Here is an 18,440-nt window from a genome sequence, read left to right on the forward strand (position 1 = left end):
TTACTGCTTCAGTTTGGGATCGAGCGCGTCACGCAGACCGTCACCCATCAGGTTAAATGCCAGCACCGTCAGCAGGATCGCCAGACCCGGGAAGGTCACGACCCACCAGGCACTTTGTGCGAACTGCAACACGTCGGAGAGCATGGTGCCCCACTCCGGTGTCGGCGGCTGCGCACCCATGCCGAGGAAGCCCAGGGCGGCCATATCGAGAATGGCGTTAGAGAAACCGAGCGACGCCTGAACGATCAGCGGCGCAAGGCAGTTCGGGAAGATATTGACGAACATCTGGCGCATCGCGCCTGCGCCCGCCACGCGGGAAGCGGTAACGTAATCGCGGTTCACCTCCACCAGCACGGCGGCGCGGGTCAGACGCACGTAGTGCGGGAGCGCCACGAAAGTCAGCGCCAGCGCGGCGTTACCGATAGAGGGGCCAAAGATCGCCACCAGCACCAGCGCCAGCAGCAGGCTTGGCAGCGCCAGCATGATATCGACGACGCGCATGATGATGTTATCAACAATGCCGCCGAAGTAACCCGCAACCAGGCCGAGCACAATCCCCATCACCAGCGACAGCACCACCACCAGGCAGCCCACCAGCAGCGACAGACGTGCGCCATACATCAGACGCGACAGCACATCGCGACCGACATCATCCGTTCCCAGCAGGTGCGCGATACTGCCGCCTTCCTGCCACGCAGGCGGCGCCAGCAGCACATCGCGGAACTGATCTGCCGGGTTATACGGCGCGATGACGTTCGCGAATACCGCAATCAGGATCATGATGACGACATACGCCAGACCGACAACCGCACCCTTGTTGCGTTTAAAATAGTGCCAGAACTCCTGCAACGGGGTCATCGGCACCGGTGCAGAGATAACTTTATTTTCAGTAACCTGTGACATGATGGCCCCTTACTTCTTATGACGAATACGCGGGTTCACCACGCCGTACAGCAGGTCGACCAGCAGGTTGACGAGAATAATCATCGTCGCTACCAGTAACACCCCGCCCTGTACAACCGGATAATCGCGTCGTTGCAGCGCATCAATCAGCCAACGGCCAAGGCCAGGCCACGAGAAGATGGTTTCGGTCAGGATCGCCCCTGCCAGCAGCGTCCCCACCTGCAAACCGATCACGGTCACGACCGGCAGCATCGCGTTACGCAGCGCGTGTACGATGATGACGCGCATCCTTGTGAGACCTTTGGCGCGCGCGGTACGGATATAATCTTCACCCAGCACTTCCAGCATGGAGGAGCGGGTCATACGTACGATAACCGCCAGCGGTATCGTACCGAGCACCATCGCAGGCAGGATCATGTGCGCGACAGCATCAATAAAGTTGCCCTCTTCGCCCCAGATAGCCGTGTCAATCAGCATAAAGCCGGTTAACGGATTGGAGTCATCAAGGAACACCATATCGCTGACGCGCCCGGAAACCGGCGTCAGGTTCCATTGCACTGATACCAGCATGATCAGCATCATGCCCCACCAGAAGATAGGCATAGAGTAACCGGTCAGCGCCAGGCCAACAGCGGTATGATCGAAAATGGAACCGCGCTTCACGGCGGCCAGCACGCCGACCGGAATCCCTACCGCGGTGGCGAAAATCATGGCGCAGACGCCAAGTTCCAGCGTCGCTTTAAAGCGAGGCACGAACTCGTCCCACACCGGCAAACGGCTTTTCAGCGAGATGCCCAAATCGCCATGCATCACCCCCCAGATGTAATGGAGGTACTGCTGCCACATCGGTTTATCCAGACCGAGTTCAGCCAGCAGTTGAGCATGACGCTCAGGAGAGATACCACGTTCACCTGCCATGATCATGACCGGATCGCCCGGGATCATATGGACGAAGGCAAAGGTGAGAAGGGTGATACCGATAAACGTGGGGATGACGAGTCCCAAACGTCGGAGGATGAACTGCAACATAACCCGGATTCTCTCTAATGACGCGCCGCCTGGTGACAGTGCGTCTGTATTGCTCACAAATCTTATCCCACGGCATACGCCGCCGTGGGGTAAAGCATTACGCCGGGTGGCGCTGCGCTTACCCGGCCTACGATCGTAGGTTCGTGCAAACGCAGCGCCGCCGGGCATGGGGTGCTCAGGCACCCCTGGCTTTTAATTATTCGACAGAGACGTTTTCAAAGTGGTGTTTGCCCAGAGGATCAACCACATAGCCTTTGACTTCTTTACGCACAGGTTCGTACACGGTGGAGTGAGCGATGATCAGCGCAGGCGCCTGGTCATGCATCACCACCTGAGCCTGTTTGTAGAGTTCAACACGCTTGTTGTGATCGTCAGTGGCGCGCGCCGGTTGAATCAAGTCTTCAAACGGCTTGTAGCACCAGCGAGAGTAGTTGGAACCGTCTTTCGCCGCAGCGCAGCTAAACAGGGTCGCGAAGAAGTTATCCGGGTCCCCGTTATCACCGGTCCAGCCCATCATCACCGCCTGATGTTCGCCTGACTTCGCACGCTTGAGGTATTCACCCCACTCGTAGGTGACAATCTTGGCCTGTACGCCAATCTTCGCCCAGTCAGCCTGAATCATCTCAGCCATACGGCGAGCGTTCGGGTTGTACGGACGCTGTACCGGCATCGCCCACAGTTCAACGGTGAAGCCTTTATCCTGGCCCGCTTCTTTCAGTAGCGCTTTGGCTTTTTCTGGATCGTAGTTGTAGTCTTTAACGTCGTCGTTATAGCCCCACATGGTCGGCGGAATCAGGTTCTTGGCTTCAACGCCCGCACCCTGATAAACCGCTTTAATGATCGCTTCTTTGTTCACCGCGTAGGTCAGCGCCTGACGGACTTTCACGTCATCAAACGGTTTCTTCTCGGTGTTGAAAGAGAGGTAGCCGACGTTCAGACCCGCCTGCTCCATCAGGTTGATGTTTTTGTCCTGCTTCATGCGCGCGATGTCCGCCGGGTTCGGGTACGGCATCACCTGGCACTCATTTTTCTGTAGCTTGGCGTAACGCACGGACGCGTCAGGCGTAATGGAGAACACCAGACGGTCGATCTGCGGCTTGGTGCCCCAGAAACCATCAAACGCTTTATACAGAATGCGGGAGTCTTTCTGGTACTGCAACAGCTGGAACGGCCCCGTACCGATTGGGTTCAGATCCACTTTCTCCGGCGTACCGGCTTTCAGCATGTTGTCAGCATATTCTTTAGAGAGGATGGAGGCGAAGTCCATCGCCAGGTCAGCGAGGAACGGCGCTTCTGGACGGGTCAGCACGAACTGAACGGTGCTATCGTCCACTTTCTTCACTTCGCTTATCAGGTCTGGCAGACCCATCCCTTCGAAGTATTCATAGCTGCCGCCAGACACTTTGTGGTACGGGTTTTCGGCATTTTTCTGACGATCGAACGAGAACACCACGTCATCGGCGTTGAAATCGCGCGTCGGTTTAAAGTCTTTGCTGTCCTGCCACTTCACGCCCTGACGCAGGTGGAAGGTGTAGGTTTTGCCGTCTTCGCTGACATCCCACTTTTCAGCGAGGCCTGGAATAACTTCGGTTGTACCGATTTTAAATTCCACCAGACGGTTATAGATAGGTACTGAGCTGGCGTCATAGGTAGTGCCGGAGGTAAACAGCTGCGGGTTGAAGCCTTCTGGAGAACCTTCTGAACAATAAACCAGAGTTTTAGCCTGTACACTTGCTGCGACGGTCATGGCCACCAGGCTCAGACCAAGCTTCAGCATCCCTGACTTCTTCAAGGAAATACTCATTCTTCTGCTCCAAATGTGATGTTGTTGTTTTACCCTTTGCAGTGGGTTTGCACCGCCTGGCCTTTTTTGTTTTTTACCCGGCCGGGTCGGCGTTAAGAGGATGGGGATTCCGTTCACATAAGCGCCTGAGTTGCAGTGCGGATTCTCCATGAAATGCCCCTCATGCCCTACAATCTGTCAACAGAATGTGAAAACGTCAATACAGGCAACCATGATTTACAACAACGGTGAGAATTCACAAACAAAGATTAAAAAAACTTCAAACGACTATTTTCAGCAGGGAAATTTGTGCTACTCCGTTAACACCAGAATTAATCGCTTCATATTTCGCAACATTTGGTGATTAACGTTTGTGCAGATTGTGAAAAATTTCTGACGAAATGCTGCATATCTGAGCGATTAATATCACGAACGCTAAAACGCACAGCGGAAAATGCTGGGCTCAGCCATAAGTAACGCAAAAAAAAATTTAAGCAAAGATAAAAAAAGACAATGGAATATGTCACAAAAACGTGAACAAACAGTGAGAAGTGATGCACATTTTTTGCCAATGGCGAAATCGCCGTAGGCCGGATAAGGCGCCTGCGCCGCCATCCGGCGTTGCCGAAAGTGAGCGACCGATCCTGCCTGATGGCGCTGCGCTTATCAGGCCTACAATGCTGAGCCGTAGGCCGGATAAGGCGCCTGCGCCGCCATCCGGCGTTACCGAAAGTGGGCTACCAATCCCGCCTGATGGCGCTGCGCTTATCAGGCCTACAATGCTCATCCTCGTTAAATTCCGGGCAGCAAAAAGCCAGCCCACGGGCTGGCTTTTCTGAATTGGTCGGTGATAGAGGATTCGAACCTCCGACCCCTTCGTCCCGAACGAAGTGCGCTACCAGGCTGCGCCAATCACCGAATGCGGGGCGCATCTTACTGCTCAGGTGCGCGCCCGTCAATCCCTTAGTTTGAAAATGCCATTCAATCGGCGAGAAAGTCAGCAGACCGCTTACTGCACCGCTGCATTCTGTTCAGCCGGAATATGGCACCAGTCGTTGTTTTCGTTAATTCCGCCATCTGGCGAGGTGTAGCCGAGACATCCCATCACCGTGTCATACAGCTCCACATGACGGCGCGGCGTTTTCATCGCCGCCGCCTGTTGCAGGCGCGCAAGCATCTGCGCATGCTGCGGGTTCTCCAGATACTTATCCGACATCCACACCAGCATTGGCACCCGGAACTGTTCTGGCGGCGCCATCTTGCGCGGCGTGCCGTGCAAATGCTCGCGCTCATTGATCGACTCGCCGTGATCGGCGGCGTAAAACACAATGGCTTTCTTATCGCGCAGCTGATCGAACACGCGGGTAATAAAGTGATCAACATAGCTCACCGAGTTATCGTAAGAGTTGATCATCTCCGCTTTTGTGCAGCCATCATCAACGCCGACACACTCCGGCGTCCACTGCGCAAAACTGCGGGGATACCGCTGCGTATAGTTATAATGCGACCCTTTGGTATGCATTACGATCAGGTGTTTCCCGTCAGGGGTTTGCGCTAACGAACGCTGCATTTCATCCACCAGCAACATATCATCAACCATCTTACCCCGGTTGCGCGGCTCTGCGCCGATTTGCTCGCGGTAGGCAATGTTATCCGCCATCGTATTGCTGTAGAACCACATCTCGCTCTGCATCGCATACAGATCGGCGCTAAACCCTAACTGCTTCAGCACCGCAAAAATGTTTTGCTCTTTCAGAGTACGCTGCGGATTCTCCGACGCGCCACCCTCGCGCACAAACATACAGCGCAGCGAAAGTTTGGTCGCGGTATCACACGACTCACCCCGGAACGCCGCGAGATTTTTTTCCTGCGCCAGCTTCGGCGTCGTGTTCCGCTCGTAGCCGAAGATGCCCATATGATCCCAACGCGTGGTTTCGCCGATGATAAACACAACGTACGTGTCATCAATGCCTTCTGGCGCAACATAGGTAAACTTCTTCGCCGGGTTCATCAGCGAGTTATTATCCGACGACTCATCCACCTGCGCCCAGGCGTACAGCCCTAAAGCCGATAGCCAGTTCGACGGTAAATAAGAGTTCGCCACCACGCCGCCATAGCTCGGCAAATCGATACCCGTTGTTCGTTCAACATTCTTTTGCTGAACGTCAAGCAGACGAATCGGCGCCCACACCATCACCCCAGCCAGAACCACCGCCGCCACGCTGCGAACGCGCTGGCCCGGCGTGCGTAACTGCCGCAGCAGGGTGTAACGACAGCGGTTACTCCAGATAAAGACCAGCGGCAGAATGCTCACCGCCACCAGCCACAAAATGAAGTGCCAGCCGACGACCTCTTTCGATAAATCGATATCCGTGGTCATCACGGAGGCAATAATGCCGTAGCCGATCACCACGTTCAGGAGGGTCATGTAATAGCTGGCGCTCGCGGAGAACAGCACCACCAGCGTAGCCAGAACCCGCCAGACGCGGCGACCAAACAGGGAAAGCAGACGGAGTAAGAAGAACGTGGCGAGAACCGTGGCCCCAAGTTCAACCACTGCCGAGAGGCCTTTCCAGACGGTAAATTCCTGCGCATAGCTACCGAACCGGCGGTAAAACACTGCGCAATTCATAAACAGGCCGATATAGAGCGCAAGCAAGAAGCTCAGCTTCTGCTGCGTCATCGATTTAATGTATTTCATGCAAGCAAACCCTGGAAATCGGGATAAAAACCACCCGCAAAAGGCCATTCCAGACCGGGCAGGTGGATAAATGCGGTAACAGCAGATGTCAGACAGTCTACACGCGCGGGTATGTAGACCACAGGGAAGCGTAAAAGTGTCGGAAGAATAAGCAAGCGGCCCGGATATTTACAAAAATATCCGGGCCGGGAAGTGGTTAAATGATGAATAAAATCAGGCGTGAGCCTCTTTAAAGACGCGGCGCTGAGGCTGGCGAATCGTGGTCGAGAGCGCCAGAGAGAGGATCAGCAGAGCGAAAATAACGCAGAAGGTGACGTAGAACCCACCGAACAGCGAGGCGATAATCGACCCGCAAATACTGCCAATCCCAAAGCCCAGGTAAATCACGCCGTAGTTTTTCGCCAGGTTATTCAGGCCGAAGAACTCGCTCACCAGCGACGGGAACACCGTGATCGTACCGCCGAAGTTAAAGGCGACGCAGGCAATCGCGGCAAAGAACGTCACATCATTCAGCGGCGCGAACAGTAACGCAGCCATCCCGACCAGCGAGACAACCTGACCGAGGGTAATCACGCGGATACGGGCGATTTTGTCAGACAGAATGCCCAGCACCAGGCGGCCTGACAGGTTAGCGATGGAAATCACCGTGACCGCGTTGGCCGCCGAAGCAACATCCATATGCGCCAGCCCCTGAGCAATGTCTTTCGCCACGCCGATGACATACAGACCGCTCATGCAGGCCGTCAGGAACATCACCGCCAGCATCCAGTACTGCGGTTTACGCATGGACTGCGCCAGGGTGAAGTCGTTTTCCACCACCCCGTTTACCGCTTTAACATCCTGATTCGGCGCGTCTTTCATCAGCGTTGAACCAAAGACAATCATCACCAGCACAATCGCGCCCCAGATCATAAATGTCTTTTCCAGACCGACCGTCGCCAGCAGCTGGCTGTCGATGAATTTGAAGCCGAGGCTACCGAGGCCATAAGAACCAATCGCGAAGGCGGAAATCAGCCCTTTACGTTCCGGGAACCATTTTACGCAGTTAGACAGCGTTAACAGGTATCCCGCACCGTCCGCCAGGCCAACCAGCACCCCGGCGCTCAGCCACAGCATCATAAGGTTGTTGGAATGCGCCGTTAAAAAGAAGCCGATGCCCAGTAAAACACCCGACGCCATCGTGACGCGTTTTACGCCGAAACGTTCCTGTAATTTACCCGCCACGGAAGAGGAGATCGCCAGTCCCAGGCTCAACAAGCCAAATGAAAAGGCCACCTGGCTGACGGGCTCATCCAGTTTCGCAGAGAGCGCGCCATTAAACAGGCTCCAGGTGTAAACAGAACCTAACGCAAATTGCGTGATGATGGTGCCGATAAGCGTCAGCCAACGGGTACGCTGATAATCAGAAGTTTTCATGGCAGTCTTCCTGCATAAACAAAGGAGAAATTCACTGCTGACAACAATAACGAAGTGCTTTTTATGCAGGGGAAAAACGGCATGAAATGCCATCAGAACGGAATGAAATGCCTGGATTGCGGAATGAATGACGAGACAAAGACTGCGCGGCGTGATTTTTTTAAGGTCAGTTAGTACCTACTATCGCTGTACGTCTTGTTATGAAAGAGACTTAATTGTAAAAAACTTGTTTTTATTACGTGCGTATTCTCGTTAAAATCTGGCGCTAACGCCCAGGGTGTACAGATAGTCGCTATTACTTGCGCTGTTATCTGCCTGAGAGAGCGCCGCATACGCCGCGATATGCGGGTTCAGTAGCATATCCGCCCCCACCGTCACATCCAGCCAGTTGCCATTCTGATCCGCTGCCGTCATTCGACTCAGCCCCGACTGCGCTTTCCAGATGTTCTCGCCGTATTGCTGGTTATAGCTGATTTGCGCCCAGGGACGGATATCGCCAAACTGCGAATTCACCCGCCAGCCCAACGTACTGACGCTGGCATGCCACAGAGGGTCGGTCAGCGTCTGCGCCGTCACGCTGTCGCCAAATTCATTAAACATCGAGGTGGTTGAGCCGTCGTAATGCAGGCTGGCGACCGGCCCGGTCGTCACGCGCCCGGCAAGCGGAAAATTCCAGCCCATGCTCATGCCGCTGGTCGCGTCCAGTGGCGTTTGATCGGCCAGGCTCAGCACAGGGCCAGGCGCATTCTGGCTGGACCGAATCCGCTCCGCCAGAATATCGTTGTAACTTGGTTGGTGATCGCTGTCCCATGTATAGCGTTCTGTCGTATGACCCGATACGGCATCAGCGATATATTCTTGTTGCCAGGCATATGCTGTGTTAGTGAAAATTGCACAGACGATAACGCTCGCCAGGCAGCACCACACCTGGCGACCACTGCATTTTTTTATAATCATCAACGCGACTCCAGAGAAGAGCCGAATTCGGCGATATTATTGTCATTGTTTGGCGGTTCCAGGGCTTATTAGCCCTGTATTAAATATTGTCTTTTTAGCTGGCGCGTCAAGGCGGGCCGAATGAAATTTTTGCGGTAGTCAAAACAGCGAGGAAGAGTATGCAGCGTTGCGGATGGGTCAGTCAGGACCCACTATACATCGCCTATCACGACAAGGAGTGGGGCATTCCCGAAACCGACGGCAAAAAGCTGTTCGAGATGATCTGCCTTGAAGGCCAGCAGGCGGGGCTTTCCTGGATCACCGTGCTGAAGAAACGGGAAAACTATCGCGCAAACTTCCACCACTTTGATCCCGTCCGCGTCGCGGCGATGCAGGAAGACGACGTTGAGCGTCTGTTGCAGGATGCGGGCATTATTCGCCATCGGGGGAAAATTCAGGCCATCATCGGCAATGCCAGGGCGTATCTCGCGATGGAGCAAAATGGCGAACCGTTTGCTGAATTCGTCTGGTCTTTTGTCGAAAACCAGCCGCAGGTAACGCGCGCCGCCAGCCTGAGCGAGATCCCCACCTCAACCCCCGCGTCGGATGCGCTGGCAAAAGCGCTGAAAAAACGCGGCTTCAAGTTCGTCGGCACCACCATTTGCTACTCCTTTATGCAGGCGTGCGGGCTGGTCAACGACCATATCACGGGCTGTTTCTACCATCCTGGAGGTCAGCATGATTCGCGAATCCCGGACTGACGATATGGCGTCAATTTTGACGCTCTGGATGGAAAGCACGATCTATGCCCACCCGTTTATCGAAACGCGCTACTGGCGCGAAAGCGAAGCGATAGTGCGTGACGTGTACCTGCCCGCCGCGCAGACCTGGGTGTGGGAAGAAGCAGGTTCACTGAAAGGCTTTGCCAGCGTGATGGAAGCGCGCTTTTTGGGCGCGCTGTTTGTCACGCCGGACGCGATCCGCCGCGGGATTGGCAAGGCGCTGGTGCAGCATGTTCAGCAGCGCTTTACCGCGCTCAGCCTGGAGGTTTACCAGAAAAATCAGTCGGCGGTGAATTTCTACCATGCGCTGGGTTTTCGTATCGAAGACAGCGCATGGCAGGAAGATACACAGCATCCGACATGGATTATGGGCTGGCAGGCGGATTAAACGCCGTAAGCGTCAGCGAGGGGCCGGTATACTTTTCAATCCACGCCAGCGCGGTGTTGCCCGCACAGCCGTTCCCCAGTCGCGAACTGGGGAGATCTTTGGTCAACACGTTTACCGCGCCATTTTTACAGATGCCGCCAGCCGACACCTCTAAATCCGGCCATGCCCCTTCATGAATGCAGATAACGCCGGGTCTAATGCCCTCCGTCACCACCGCGCCCGCCAGAATTTGTCCTCGGTGATTCCAGACCCGCACCGTGTCGCCGTCGGCAATGCCCCGCGTCTGCGCATCCTGCGGATGCAGAGTAACCGGTTCGCGCCCCGCCACCGCATACTGTTCACGAAGCTGGCTGTAGTTAAGCTGGCTGTGCAGACGATGCGCCGGATGGGCGGACAGCACCTGTAGCTGACCGGGTTCGGCATTGCCGTGCCATTCGTCCGGCTCCAGCCACATTGGGTGTCCTGGGCAGTCCGCATAGCCGTAGTCCGCAATTCGCCGGGAATAGATCTCTATCTTGCCGCTGTCCGTTTTCAGTGGATGCGCGTCGGGGTCGCGGCGGAAATCCGCAAAGCGGATAAACTGCGCGTTGGCCGCATTCTCCGGCATTTCAATCAGATCGTTGGCTTCCCAGAACTGTGCAAACGGCGGCAGCGTCACCTGCTGGCTGGCGCCGCGTTGCCCGGCGATGTTGTAGAAGGTTTCCAGCCACTCAAGCTCGCTTTTCCCTTCGGTAAAGCGCGCATGACCGCCCGTTTCCCAGCGCTCGCTCAGTTCGGCAAACACGTCAAAGTCATTACGGGCCTCATCACGCGGCGGCACAACCTGCTTCATCGGCACCAGATGCTGGTTGCTGTAGTCGCCGGTCATAGTTAAATCGTTACGTTCATAAGAGGTCGTGGCAGGTAACACGATATCGGCATGTTTCGCCGCAGCGGTCCAGAAACATTCGGAGATCACCACCAGTTCCGGCTTTTGCCAGGCGCGAATCAGACGGTTGGTATCCTGATGATGCGTAAAGTTCGCGCCACCGGCCCACCAGACGAAGCGGATATCCGGGAAATGGCGGTTCATACCGTTGTGCTGATAGGGCGCGCCGGGATTCTCCAGCGCCTCGACAATGCGCGCCACCGGAATTTTGTCTACCGCATCGGTGCCGCCTGGCAGACTGCCCTGCATTGAAGCCAGTACGGCGGCGCGGCGCGTCGGGTTTCCCCCGTTGGCGAAATGGTACGAGAGGCCAAAACCGCCGCCGGGCGTGCCAATTTGCCCTAACATGGCGGCAAGCGTTACCAGCATCCAGTGTTTTTGCTCGCCGAACTGCTGACGCTGCATCCCCCAGCCAGACATCAACATAGTGGTGTTTTTATGGAAGAGTTCCGCCAGTTCGTGAATTTTAGCGGCGGATACGCCGCAAATATCTGCGGCCCATTCCGCCGTTTTCGCCACGCCGTCGCTCACGCCCAGCAGATAGTCGGCGAATGTCTCGTAACCGGTCGTGCAGCGCGCCAGAAACGCGTCATCATGCCAGCCGTTTTTTACCAGCGTATGCGCAATCCCCAGCATCAGCGCCACGTCAGTCCCCATATGCGGGGCGATCCACTCCATCTTATCGCCAAAGAACGCCGCGCTTTCCGATCGCATTGGATCGATGCAGATCAGCCGTTTCCCGCTGTTGCGCAGCGCGGCAAAGTAAGCAATGCCCTGCTCATCCGACGCATTCCAGGCAATTTTTAGCGTATTCAACGGGTTGGCGCTCCATAGCACCACCACGTCACTGTGCTCCAGCACAACCGGCCAGCTGGTCTGCTGCTGGTAGACTTCGTTTCCGCCCACCACATACGGCATGATGGCCTGCGCCGCCCCCGTGGAGTAATCCCCCAGATGCCCGGTATACCCGCCCGCCAGCGCCATATAACGCTGCAACAGGGTGGAAGCTTTATGCAGCACGCCATTCGAGCGCCAGCCATAAGAACCGGCAAAAATCGAGGACGGCCCATATGTTTCACGAATACGTTTGTGCTGGGTATGGATCAGATCCAACGCCTCATCCCAACTCACCCGCACAAATTCATCCTGACCGCGCACGCCCTGTGGCTTCTCTGGCGAGGCGAGAAATCCTTTACGCACCATCGGGAAACGCACCCGGGTAGGGCTGTGAACCTGGTCGCGCACGACGGTTTGCAGGGAATTGAGATGCGAAGTGGGCAGCGCCCCGCGAGACGCGAGAACCGTCTCGCCGTCAGTGTCGACCCGGACAGGTCCCCAATGGGCGGCGGTTAATACCGAATAGTGCGATGGTGCGTTGATCAAAATGCGCTCCTGAATGCGATGCAGGTGTGACGGCTTATTTATTATGCCGCTCAATGTTACTTACAAATTTAAGAGTCTTCCCTGGAATTTTCTTCATGTTCGCACGTCATAATCAACCGCCACCGTCGCTGTGGCGAAAAAATAAAAAAGTCATTAAGGAACTAAGATGAAAAAACGTGTTTTGGTCATTGCTGCTATCGTGAGCGGCGCCCTGGCAGTATCTGGCTGCACAACAAACCCTTACACCGGCGAGCGCGAAGCGGGTAAATCCGGCATTGGCGCGGGCATTGGTTCCCTGGTCGGCGCAGGCGTCGGCGCACTCTCCTCCTCCAAGAAAGATCGCGGCAAAGGTGCGCTGATTGGCGCAGCGGCAGGCGCGGCGCTGGGCGGCGGCGTTGGCTATTACATGGACGTACAGGAAGCGAAACTGCGTGACAAAATGCAGGGAACAGGCGTGAGCGTGACGCGAAGTGGCGATAACATCATCCTGAATATGCCGAATAACGTCACCTTCGACAGCAGCAGCGCAACCCTGAAACCGGCGGGCGCCAACATGCTGACCGGCGTGGCGATGGTGCTGAAAGAGTACAACAAAACCGCCGTTAACGTAGTGGGCTACACCGACAGTACCGGCGGGCAGGATCTGAACATGCGTCTGTCGCAGCAGCGCGCGGACTCCGTGGCCAGCGCGCTGATCACCCAGGGCGTTGCCGCCAACCGCATCCGCACCAGCGGCATGGGCCCGGCGAACCCGATCGCCAGCAACGGCACCGCCGAAGGTAAAGCGCAAAACCGCCGCGTGGAAATCACCTTAAGTCCGTTGCAGTAATCGTTGTGCCGGGTAGCGACAGCGCCACCGGGCACATCGCCGGATGGCGGCTTCGCCTTATCCGGCCTACATTCTTATCCGGCATGAAGCGCTTGCCATCGTTGATTTTCGCGTTAAGGTGTTGTCACCAAATTCAGGGAAATCAGCGATGAGCAAATCAACACGGGCAACCATCAGCGATGTGGCGAAAGCCGCTAAAACCGGAAAAACCAGCATTTCACGTTATCTCAACGGTGAGAAGCATTTGCTGTCCGATGCCCTGCTGGCGCGCATTGAAAAAGCCATTGCCGAACTCGACTATCACCCAAGCCTGATGGCCAGAGGCCTGAAACGCGGTCGTACCCGCCTGATTGGCCTGATCATCGCCGATATTACCAACCCCTATTCCGTTAACGTGTTGAGCGGCATTGAAGCCGCCTGCCGCGAGAAAGGGTTCACTCCTCTGGTCTGTAACACCAACAATGAGGTGGATCAGGAACTGCACTATCTGGATCTGCTGCGCAGCTACCAGGTGGAAGGCATCGTGGTGAACGCCGTCGGGATGCGCGAGGAGGGGCTGAACCGCCTGCAACAGTCGGCGCTGCCGATGGTTCTGATTGACCGTAAAATCCCTGATTTCGCCTGCGATGTCGTCGGTCTGGATAACACCCAGGCGGCAACAACCGCCACCGAACATCTCATTGAGCAAGGGTTCGAGGCGATCCTGTTTCTCAGCGAACCGCTCGGTATGGTCAATACCCGCCGCGAGCGCCTGAACGCATTTCGTGCGACGCTGGCGCGTTACCCTGGCGTGGTGGCGGAAAACGCCGAGGTGCCGCTGGCGGAAAATACGCAACTGGATAACACCCTGCGCCAGTTTCACCAGCAGCACCGGGGGATGCGCAAAGCCGTGATCTCCGCTAACGGCGCGCTCACATTGCAGGTCGCCCGTTCGCTCAAACGCATTGGTCTTAACTGGGGCAGCGACATCGGCCTGCTCGGTTTTGACGAACTGGAATGGGCAGAGCTGGCAGGCGTCGGCATCACCACGCTGAAACAGCCGACCTGGCAAATTGGTTTTGCCGCTGTCGAGCAGGTTGTACGCCGCATTGAAGGGGGCAGCGACGCGATTCACGAGCAGGTTTTCTCCGGCGAGCTGATCGTTCGCGGCTCCACCGCCCGCTAATTTTCCTTCGTGATGGTGATCATAATTTCGACACACTGCACTTTTCTTTGGAACCGGTTCCATCTAGCGTAATAGCAAGAGCGATAGATTTGGAGTTCCCATGCAAAGAAAAATTATGGTGGTCACCGCCGCCTATGGCTACGACCAGGTGCGTGCCGCAGGCGGGCAAACCGCGATGCTGCCCATCATTGCCGGAGCGGGGGCGGATGGCGTCGAGATTCGCCGTGAAATGTTCACTGACGCCGAGCTTAACGCGCTCCCGCTGCTGGCGGCCGCCATTGACATTTTCGGCCTGCTGGCCTGCTATTCCGCGCCGGAACCGCTGTTCCTGGAGGATGGCAGCCTCAACCCCCACCTTCCCGACCTGTTACAGGAAGCCCGCACGCTGCAAGCGCGGTGGCTGAAAGTGTCGCTGGGTCATTTTGAACGCCAGGATCAGCTCGACACCCTGCGTGACTGGCTGGAGAGCAGCGGCATGGCGCTGGTGGTGGAAAATGATCAAACCGCCTGTGGGAAATTGCGCCCGATGCAACGCTTCAATGCCGCCTGTCAGGTACAGAACCTGCCCATCAGACTGACGTTTGATATGGGGAACTGGCTGTGGGTAGGCGACTCGCCGGAAGACGCCGCACGCTACCTGGCGCCCGCCGTCGGCTATATCCACGTTAAAGCCGCCACGCCCCATCACGACAGTTTCCGCGCCGTTGCGCCGGATGACGCCGATCCCCGCTGGCTGGCGCTGCTGAACGCGCTGCCTGTTGATGTACCGCGCGGTATTGAGTTCCCACTGGAAGGGCAAGATTTGACGGCGGTGACTCGTCGCTACGTCGATTTGTTACGTGAGGAGTAACGCATGAAAAATTCTCTGGATGTCATCACGATTGGTGAAGCAATGGCGATGTTCGTCGCCACGCAAACGGGCGATCTCGCGGACGTAGACGCGTTTATCAAACGCGTCGCCGGGGCCGAACTTAACGTAGCGACCGGCCTGGCGCGCCTGGGGTTAAACGTCGGCTGGGTAAGCCGCGTCGGTGATGACAGCTTTGGCCGTTTTGTCCTTAAGTCGCTTGAAAAAGAAGGGATTGATGCGCAGGGCGTCACGCTGGACGGACGTTACGCCACCGGCTTTCAGCTTAAATCTAAAGTCGAAAATGGAACCGATCCCATTGTGGAATATTTCCGTAAAGGTTCTGCTGCAAGCCACCTTTCCGTGGACGATTACCACGATGCGTACTTCTCCGGCGCGCGTCATCTGCACTTAAGCGGCGTTGCGGCGGCGCTTTCCGCCAGCTCTTATGAACTGCTGGCGCATACCGCCCGAACCATGAAAGCACAGGGCAAAACGATTTCATTCGATCCGAATCTGCGCCCGGTGCTGTGGAAAAGCGAAGACGAAATGGTGGAAAAACTTAACCGCCTCGCCTTCCAGGCTGACTGGGTGCTGCCCGGTCTGAAAGAGGGAATGATATTAACCGGACAGCAAACGCCTGAGGGCATTGCCGATTTTTATCTGCGCCACGGCGTGAAAGCGGTGGTGCTGAAAACCGGCGCGGATGGCGCCTGGTACAAAACCGCTGAGGGCGAGCAAGGCTGCGTCACACCGGTAAAAGTGGACAACGTGGTCGATACGGTTGGTGCGGGCGATGGCTTTGCCGTGGGCGTGATCAGCGCCCTGCTGGAAGGCCGCACGCTGCATCAGGCAGTGACGCGAGGCAATAAAATTGGCGCGCTGGCGATTCAGGTTCAGGGCGACAGCGAAGGATTACCCACTCGTGAAGCGTTAGGCGAATAAACTTCACGCAATGATAACAGCCCCCTGTACCCTACATACAGCGGCGGCATAGTGACAGAGGCAGGCCTATGACAAGCTCAACAAATGCAGCAAAACGCTGGTGGTACATCATGCCTATCGTGTTCATCACGTACAGCCTGGCGTACCTGGATCGCGCAAACTTCAGCTTCGCTTCCGCAGCGGGAATTAACGAAGACCTCGGCATCACGAAAGGGATCTCCTCCCTGCTGGGCGCCCTGTTCTTCCTCGGCTATTTCTTCTTCCAGATCCCAGGCGCGGTGTACGCCGAGCGTCGCAGCGTACGTAAACTAATTTTTATCTGCCTGATTTTATGGGGGGCATGCGCATCGCTGACCGGGATGGTGAGTAATATCCCAATGCTTGCCGCCATCCGCTTTATTCTCGGCGTCGTGGAAGCGGCCGTTATGCCCGCCATGCTGATTTACATCAGCAACTGGTTCACAAAGTCAGAGCGTTCGCGCGCCAATACGTTCCTGATTCTCGGCAACCCGGTGACGGTGCTGTGGATGTCCGTAGTTTCAGGCTACCTGATTCAGGCGCTCGGCTGGCGTGAAATGTTCATTATTGAAGGTTTCCCCGCCATCATCTGGGCGTTCTTCTGGTGGGTGCTGGTGAAAGACAAACCGTCACAAGCTGGATGGCTGACGGAGTCAGAAAAAGCCGCGCTTCAGGCGCAGCTGGAAAAAGAGCAGCAGGGCATCAAAGCGGTACGCAATTACAGCGAGGCATTCCGCTCACGCAACGTCATCCTGCTGTGCATGCAGTATTTCACCTGGAGTATCGGGGTGTACGGGTTTGTTCTGTGGCTGCCGTCCATCATCCGCAGCGGCAGCGCGAATATGGGCATGGTGGAAGTCGGCTGGCTCTCTTCAGTGCCGTACCTGGCGGCGACGATCGCGATGATCGTTGTCTCCTGGGCATCCGATAAACTGCAAAACCGTAAACTGTTCGTCTGGCCGCTGCTGTTGATTGCCGCCTTTGCCTTTATCGGTTCATGGGCCGTTGGCGCGAACAACTTCTGGCTTTCTTATTCCCTGCTGGTTATCGCCGGTGCGGCGATGTATGCCCCTTATGGCCCGTTCTTCGCCATTATTCCTGAAATGCTGCCGCGTAACGTCGCGGGCGGCGCAATGGCGCTGATCAACAGTATGGGCGCGCTGGGCTCTTTCTTTGGTTCATGGTTCGTCGGCTATCTCAACGGCGCAACCGGCAGCCCGGCCGCCTCGTACATTTTTATGGGGGTGGCGCTTTTCGCCTCAGTATGGCTAACTTTAATTGTTAAGCCTGCTAACAATCAGCAATTACCGATTGGCGCACGCCACGCTTAAACCTTAACTCACGGAGATCCGCATGAAGCCGTCCATTATTCTCTACAAAGCGTTACCTGACGATTTACTGCATCGCCTGGAAGAGCATTTCACCGTCACGCAGGTGCCAAATCTTCGCCCGGAAACGGTAGAACAACACGCCCAGGCTTTCGCCAGCGCGGAAGGTTTGTTGGGCTCCAGCGAAACCGTCAATAGCGCACTGCTGGAGAAGATGCCGAAACTACGCGCGGCATCGACCGTCTCCGTGGGTTATGACAATTTTGATGTGGCTGCCCTCAATGCGCGCAGCGTATTGCTGATGCACACGCCGACCGTGCTGACGGAAACCGTTGCGGATACGGTAATGGCGCTGGTGCTGAGCACCGCCCGCCGCGTGGTGGAAGTGGCCGAACGCGTCAAAGTGGGGGAATGGACAAAAAGCATCGGGCCAGACTGGTTTGGCACTGATGTACACCACAAAACGCTGGGGATTGTCGGGATGGGGCGCATTGGTCTTGCGCTGGCGCAACGCGCTCACTTCGGCTTTAACATGCCGATTCTCTACAACGCCCGCCGCCATCATCCTGAGGCGGAAGAACGCTTCAACGCCCGGTACTGCGATCTGGACACCCTGTTGCAGACGGCGGATTTTGTCTGCCTGATCCTGCCGCTGACGGAAGAGACGCATCACCTGTTTGGCGCGGCGCAGTTTGCCAAAATGAAGTCCTCCGCCATTTTCATTAACGCAGGTCGCGGCCCGGTCGTGGATGAAAACGCGCTGATTGCCGCCCTGCAAAGCGGTGAAATTCATGCAGCGGGTCTGGATGTGTTTGAACAAGAACCGCTGCCGGTCGATTCGCCGCTGCTGTCGCTGCCGAACGTTGTGGCGCTGCCGCACATCGGCTCCGCCACCCATGAGACGCGCTACAACATGGCCGCCTGCGCGGTGGATAACTTAATTGATGCGTTACAAGGCAAGGTGGAGAAGAACTGCGTGAACCCGCAGGTCGCAGGATAATAAATGGCCGGGCGGCGGCGTTGCCCTGCCCGGCCTACAACGTTGCTTAACCGTATGCC

General features: G+C 56.3%; 15 protein-coding genes and 1 tRNA gene. 8 read left to right on the plus strand and 8 right to left on the minus strand.

The window, feature by feature from the left end:
* The 7 genes from dppC to OGX81_RS13660 all read right to left on the minus strand — a co-directional run bounded on the left by dppC (position 1) and on the right by OGX81_RS13660 (position 8,789).
* Positions 1 to 903, minus strand: coding sequence for a dipeptide ABC transporter permease DppC (gene dppC / locus OGX81_RS13630; protein WP_012135676.1), 903 nt, complete (start codon positions 901 to 903; stop codon positions 1 to 3).
* Between the two features lie 9 nt (positions 904 to 912).
* Complete coding sequence (dppB, locus tag OGX81_RS13635) at positions 913 to 1,932, minus strand: dipeptide ABC transporter permease DppB (RefSeq protein WP_012135677.1); 1,020 nt, start codon at positions 1,930 to 1,932, stop codon at positions 913 to 915.
* A gap of 196 nt (positions 1,933 to 2,128) precedes the next feature.
* On the minus strand, positions 2,129 to 3,736 hold the full coding sequence (gene dppA / locus OGX81_RS13640) for a dipeptide ABC transporter periplasmic-binding protein DppA (RefSeq protein ID WP_012135678.1): 1,608 nt from the start codon (positions 3,734 to 3,736) through the stop codon (positions 2,129 to 2,131).
* An 820-nt stretch (positions 3,737 to 4,556) separates the two neighbouring features.
* A tRNA-Pro gene (locus OGX81_RS13645) sits at positions 4,557 to 4,633 on the minus strand.
* Between the two features lie 91 nt (positions 4,634 to 4,724).
* Positions 4,725 to 6,416 (minus strand): kdo(2)-lipid A phosphoethanolamine 7''-transferase, encoded by a 1,692-nt coding sequence (eptB, locus tag OGX81_RS13650; protein ID WP_104868052.1) that lies wholly within the window; start codon positions 6,414 to 6,416, stop codon positions 4,725 to 4,727.
* Positions 6,417 to 6,629: 213 nt separating this feature from the next.
* Positions 6,630 to 7,832 (minus strand): L-lactate MFS transporter, encoded by a 1,203-nt coding sequence (locus OGX81_RS13655; RefSeq protein WP_024131048.1) that lies wholly within the window; start codon positions 7,830 to 7,832, stop codon positions 6,630 to 6,632.
* A gap of 252 nt (positions 7,833 to 8,084) precedes the next feature.
* A complete protein-coding gene (locus tag OGX81_RS13660) occupies positions 8,085 to 8,789 on the minus strand; it encodes an autotransporter outer membrane beta-barrel domain-containing protein (protein WP_104868051.1) in 705 nt (234 codons plus the stop codon).
* 158 nt (positions 8,790 to 8,947) lie between these two features.
* On the opposite strand from OGX81_RS13660, the gene tag reads away from it, so the two are divergent.
* Both tag and OGX81_RS13670 read left to right on the plus strand, forming a co-directional pair.
* Positions 8,948 to 9,529 (plus strand): DNA-3-methyladenine glycosylase I, encoded by a 582-nt coding sequence (gene tag / locus OGX81_RS13665; protein ID WP_104868050.1) that lies wholly within the window; start codon positions 8,948 to 8,950, stop codon positions 9,527 to 9,529.
* Positions 9,507 to 9,938, plus strand: a complete 432-nt coding sequence (locus OGX81_RS13670; protein ID WP_104868049.1) for an N-acetyltransferase — start codon at positions 9,507 to 9,509, stop codon at positions 9,936 to 9,938. The genes tag and OGX81_RS13670 overlap by 23 nt, the downstream gene beginning before the upstream one ends.
* On the opposite strand, the gene OGX81_RS13675 is transcribed toward OGX81_RS13670, so the two are convergent.
* A complete protein-coding gene (locus OGX81_RS13675; RefSeq protein WP_110493669.1) occupies positions 9,916 to 12,249 on the minus strand; it encodes a molybdopterin guanine dinucleotide-containing S/N-oxide reductase in 2,334 nt (777 codons plus the stop codon). The two genes, OGX81_RS13670 and OGX81_RS13675, sit on opposite strands and share 23 nt — an antisense overlap.
* Before the next feature lie 166 nt (positions 12,250 to 12,415).
* Here OGX81_RS13675 and OGX81_RS13680 point away from each other — a divergent pair, with 166 nt between their 5' ends.
* The 6 genes from OGX81_RS13680 to ghrB all read left to right on the plus strand — a co-directional run bounded on the left by OGX81_RS13680 (position 12,416) and on the right by ghrB (position 18,381).
* Positions 12,416 to 13,078 (plus strand): OmpA family lipoprotein, encoded by a 663-nt coding sequence (locus OGX81_RS13680; RefSeq protein WP_286487577.1) that lies wholly within the window; start codon positions 12,416 to 12,418, stop codon positions 13,076 to 13,078.
* Between the two features lie 148 nt (positions 13,079 to 13,226).
* Positions 13,227 to 14,243: a LacI family DNA-binding transcriptional regulator gene (locus OGX81_RS13685; protein WP_104868046.1), complete on the plus strand. Its 1,017-nt coding sequence runs from the start codon at positions 13,227 to 13,229 to the stop codon at positions 14,241 to 14,243.
* Positions 14,244 to 14,343: 100 nt separating this feature from the next.
* A complete protein-coding gene (locus OGX81_RS13690) occupies positions 14,344 to 15,093 on the plus strand; it encodes a sugar phosphate isomerase/epimerase family protein (RefSeq protein WP_104868045.1) in 750 nt (249 codons plus the stop codon).
* 3 nt (positions 15,094 to 15,096) lie between these two features.
* Entirely contained in the window at positions 15,097 to 16,035 is a 939-nt protein-coding gene (locus OGX81_RS13695; RefSeq protein ID WP_047460361.1) for a sugar kinase, read from the plus strand.
* A gap of 68 nt (positions 16,036 to 16,103) precedes the next feature.
* The gene (locus tag OGX81_RS13700; RefSeq protein WP_104868044.1) at positions 16,104 to 17,384 is read left to right on the plus strand and encodes an MFS transporter; all 1,281 of its coding nucleotides are present in this window, start codon (positions 16,104 to 16,106) and stop codon (positions 17,382 to 17,384) included.
* 22 nt (positions 17,385 to 17,406) lie between these two features.
* Positions 17,407 to 18,381 carry a glyoxylate/hydroxypyruvate reductase GhrB gene (ghrB, locus tag OGX81_RS13705; protein WP_047460360.1) on the plus strand — a complete coding sequence of 325 codons (975 nt, stop codon included), beginning with the start codon at positions 17,407 to 17,409 and terminating at the stop codon, positions 18,379 to 18,381.
* The last annotated feature ends 59 nt before the right edge of the window (positions 18,382 to 18,440 follow it).

The organism is Citrobacter sp. CK206, assembly GCF_030333125.1.
GTDB lineage: Bacteria > Pseudomonadota > Gammaproteobacteria > Enterobacterales > Enterobacteriaceae > Citrobacter_B > Citrobacter_B koseri.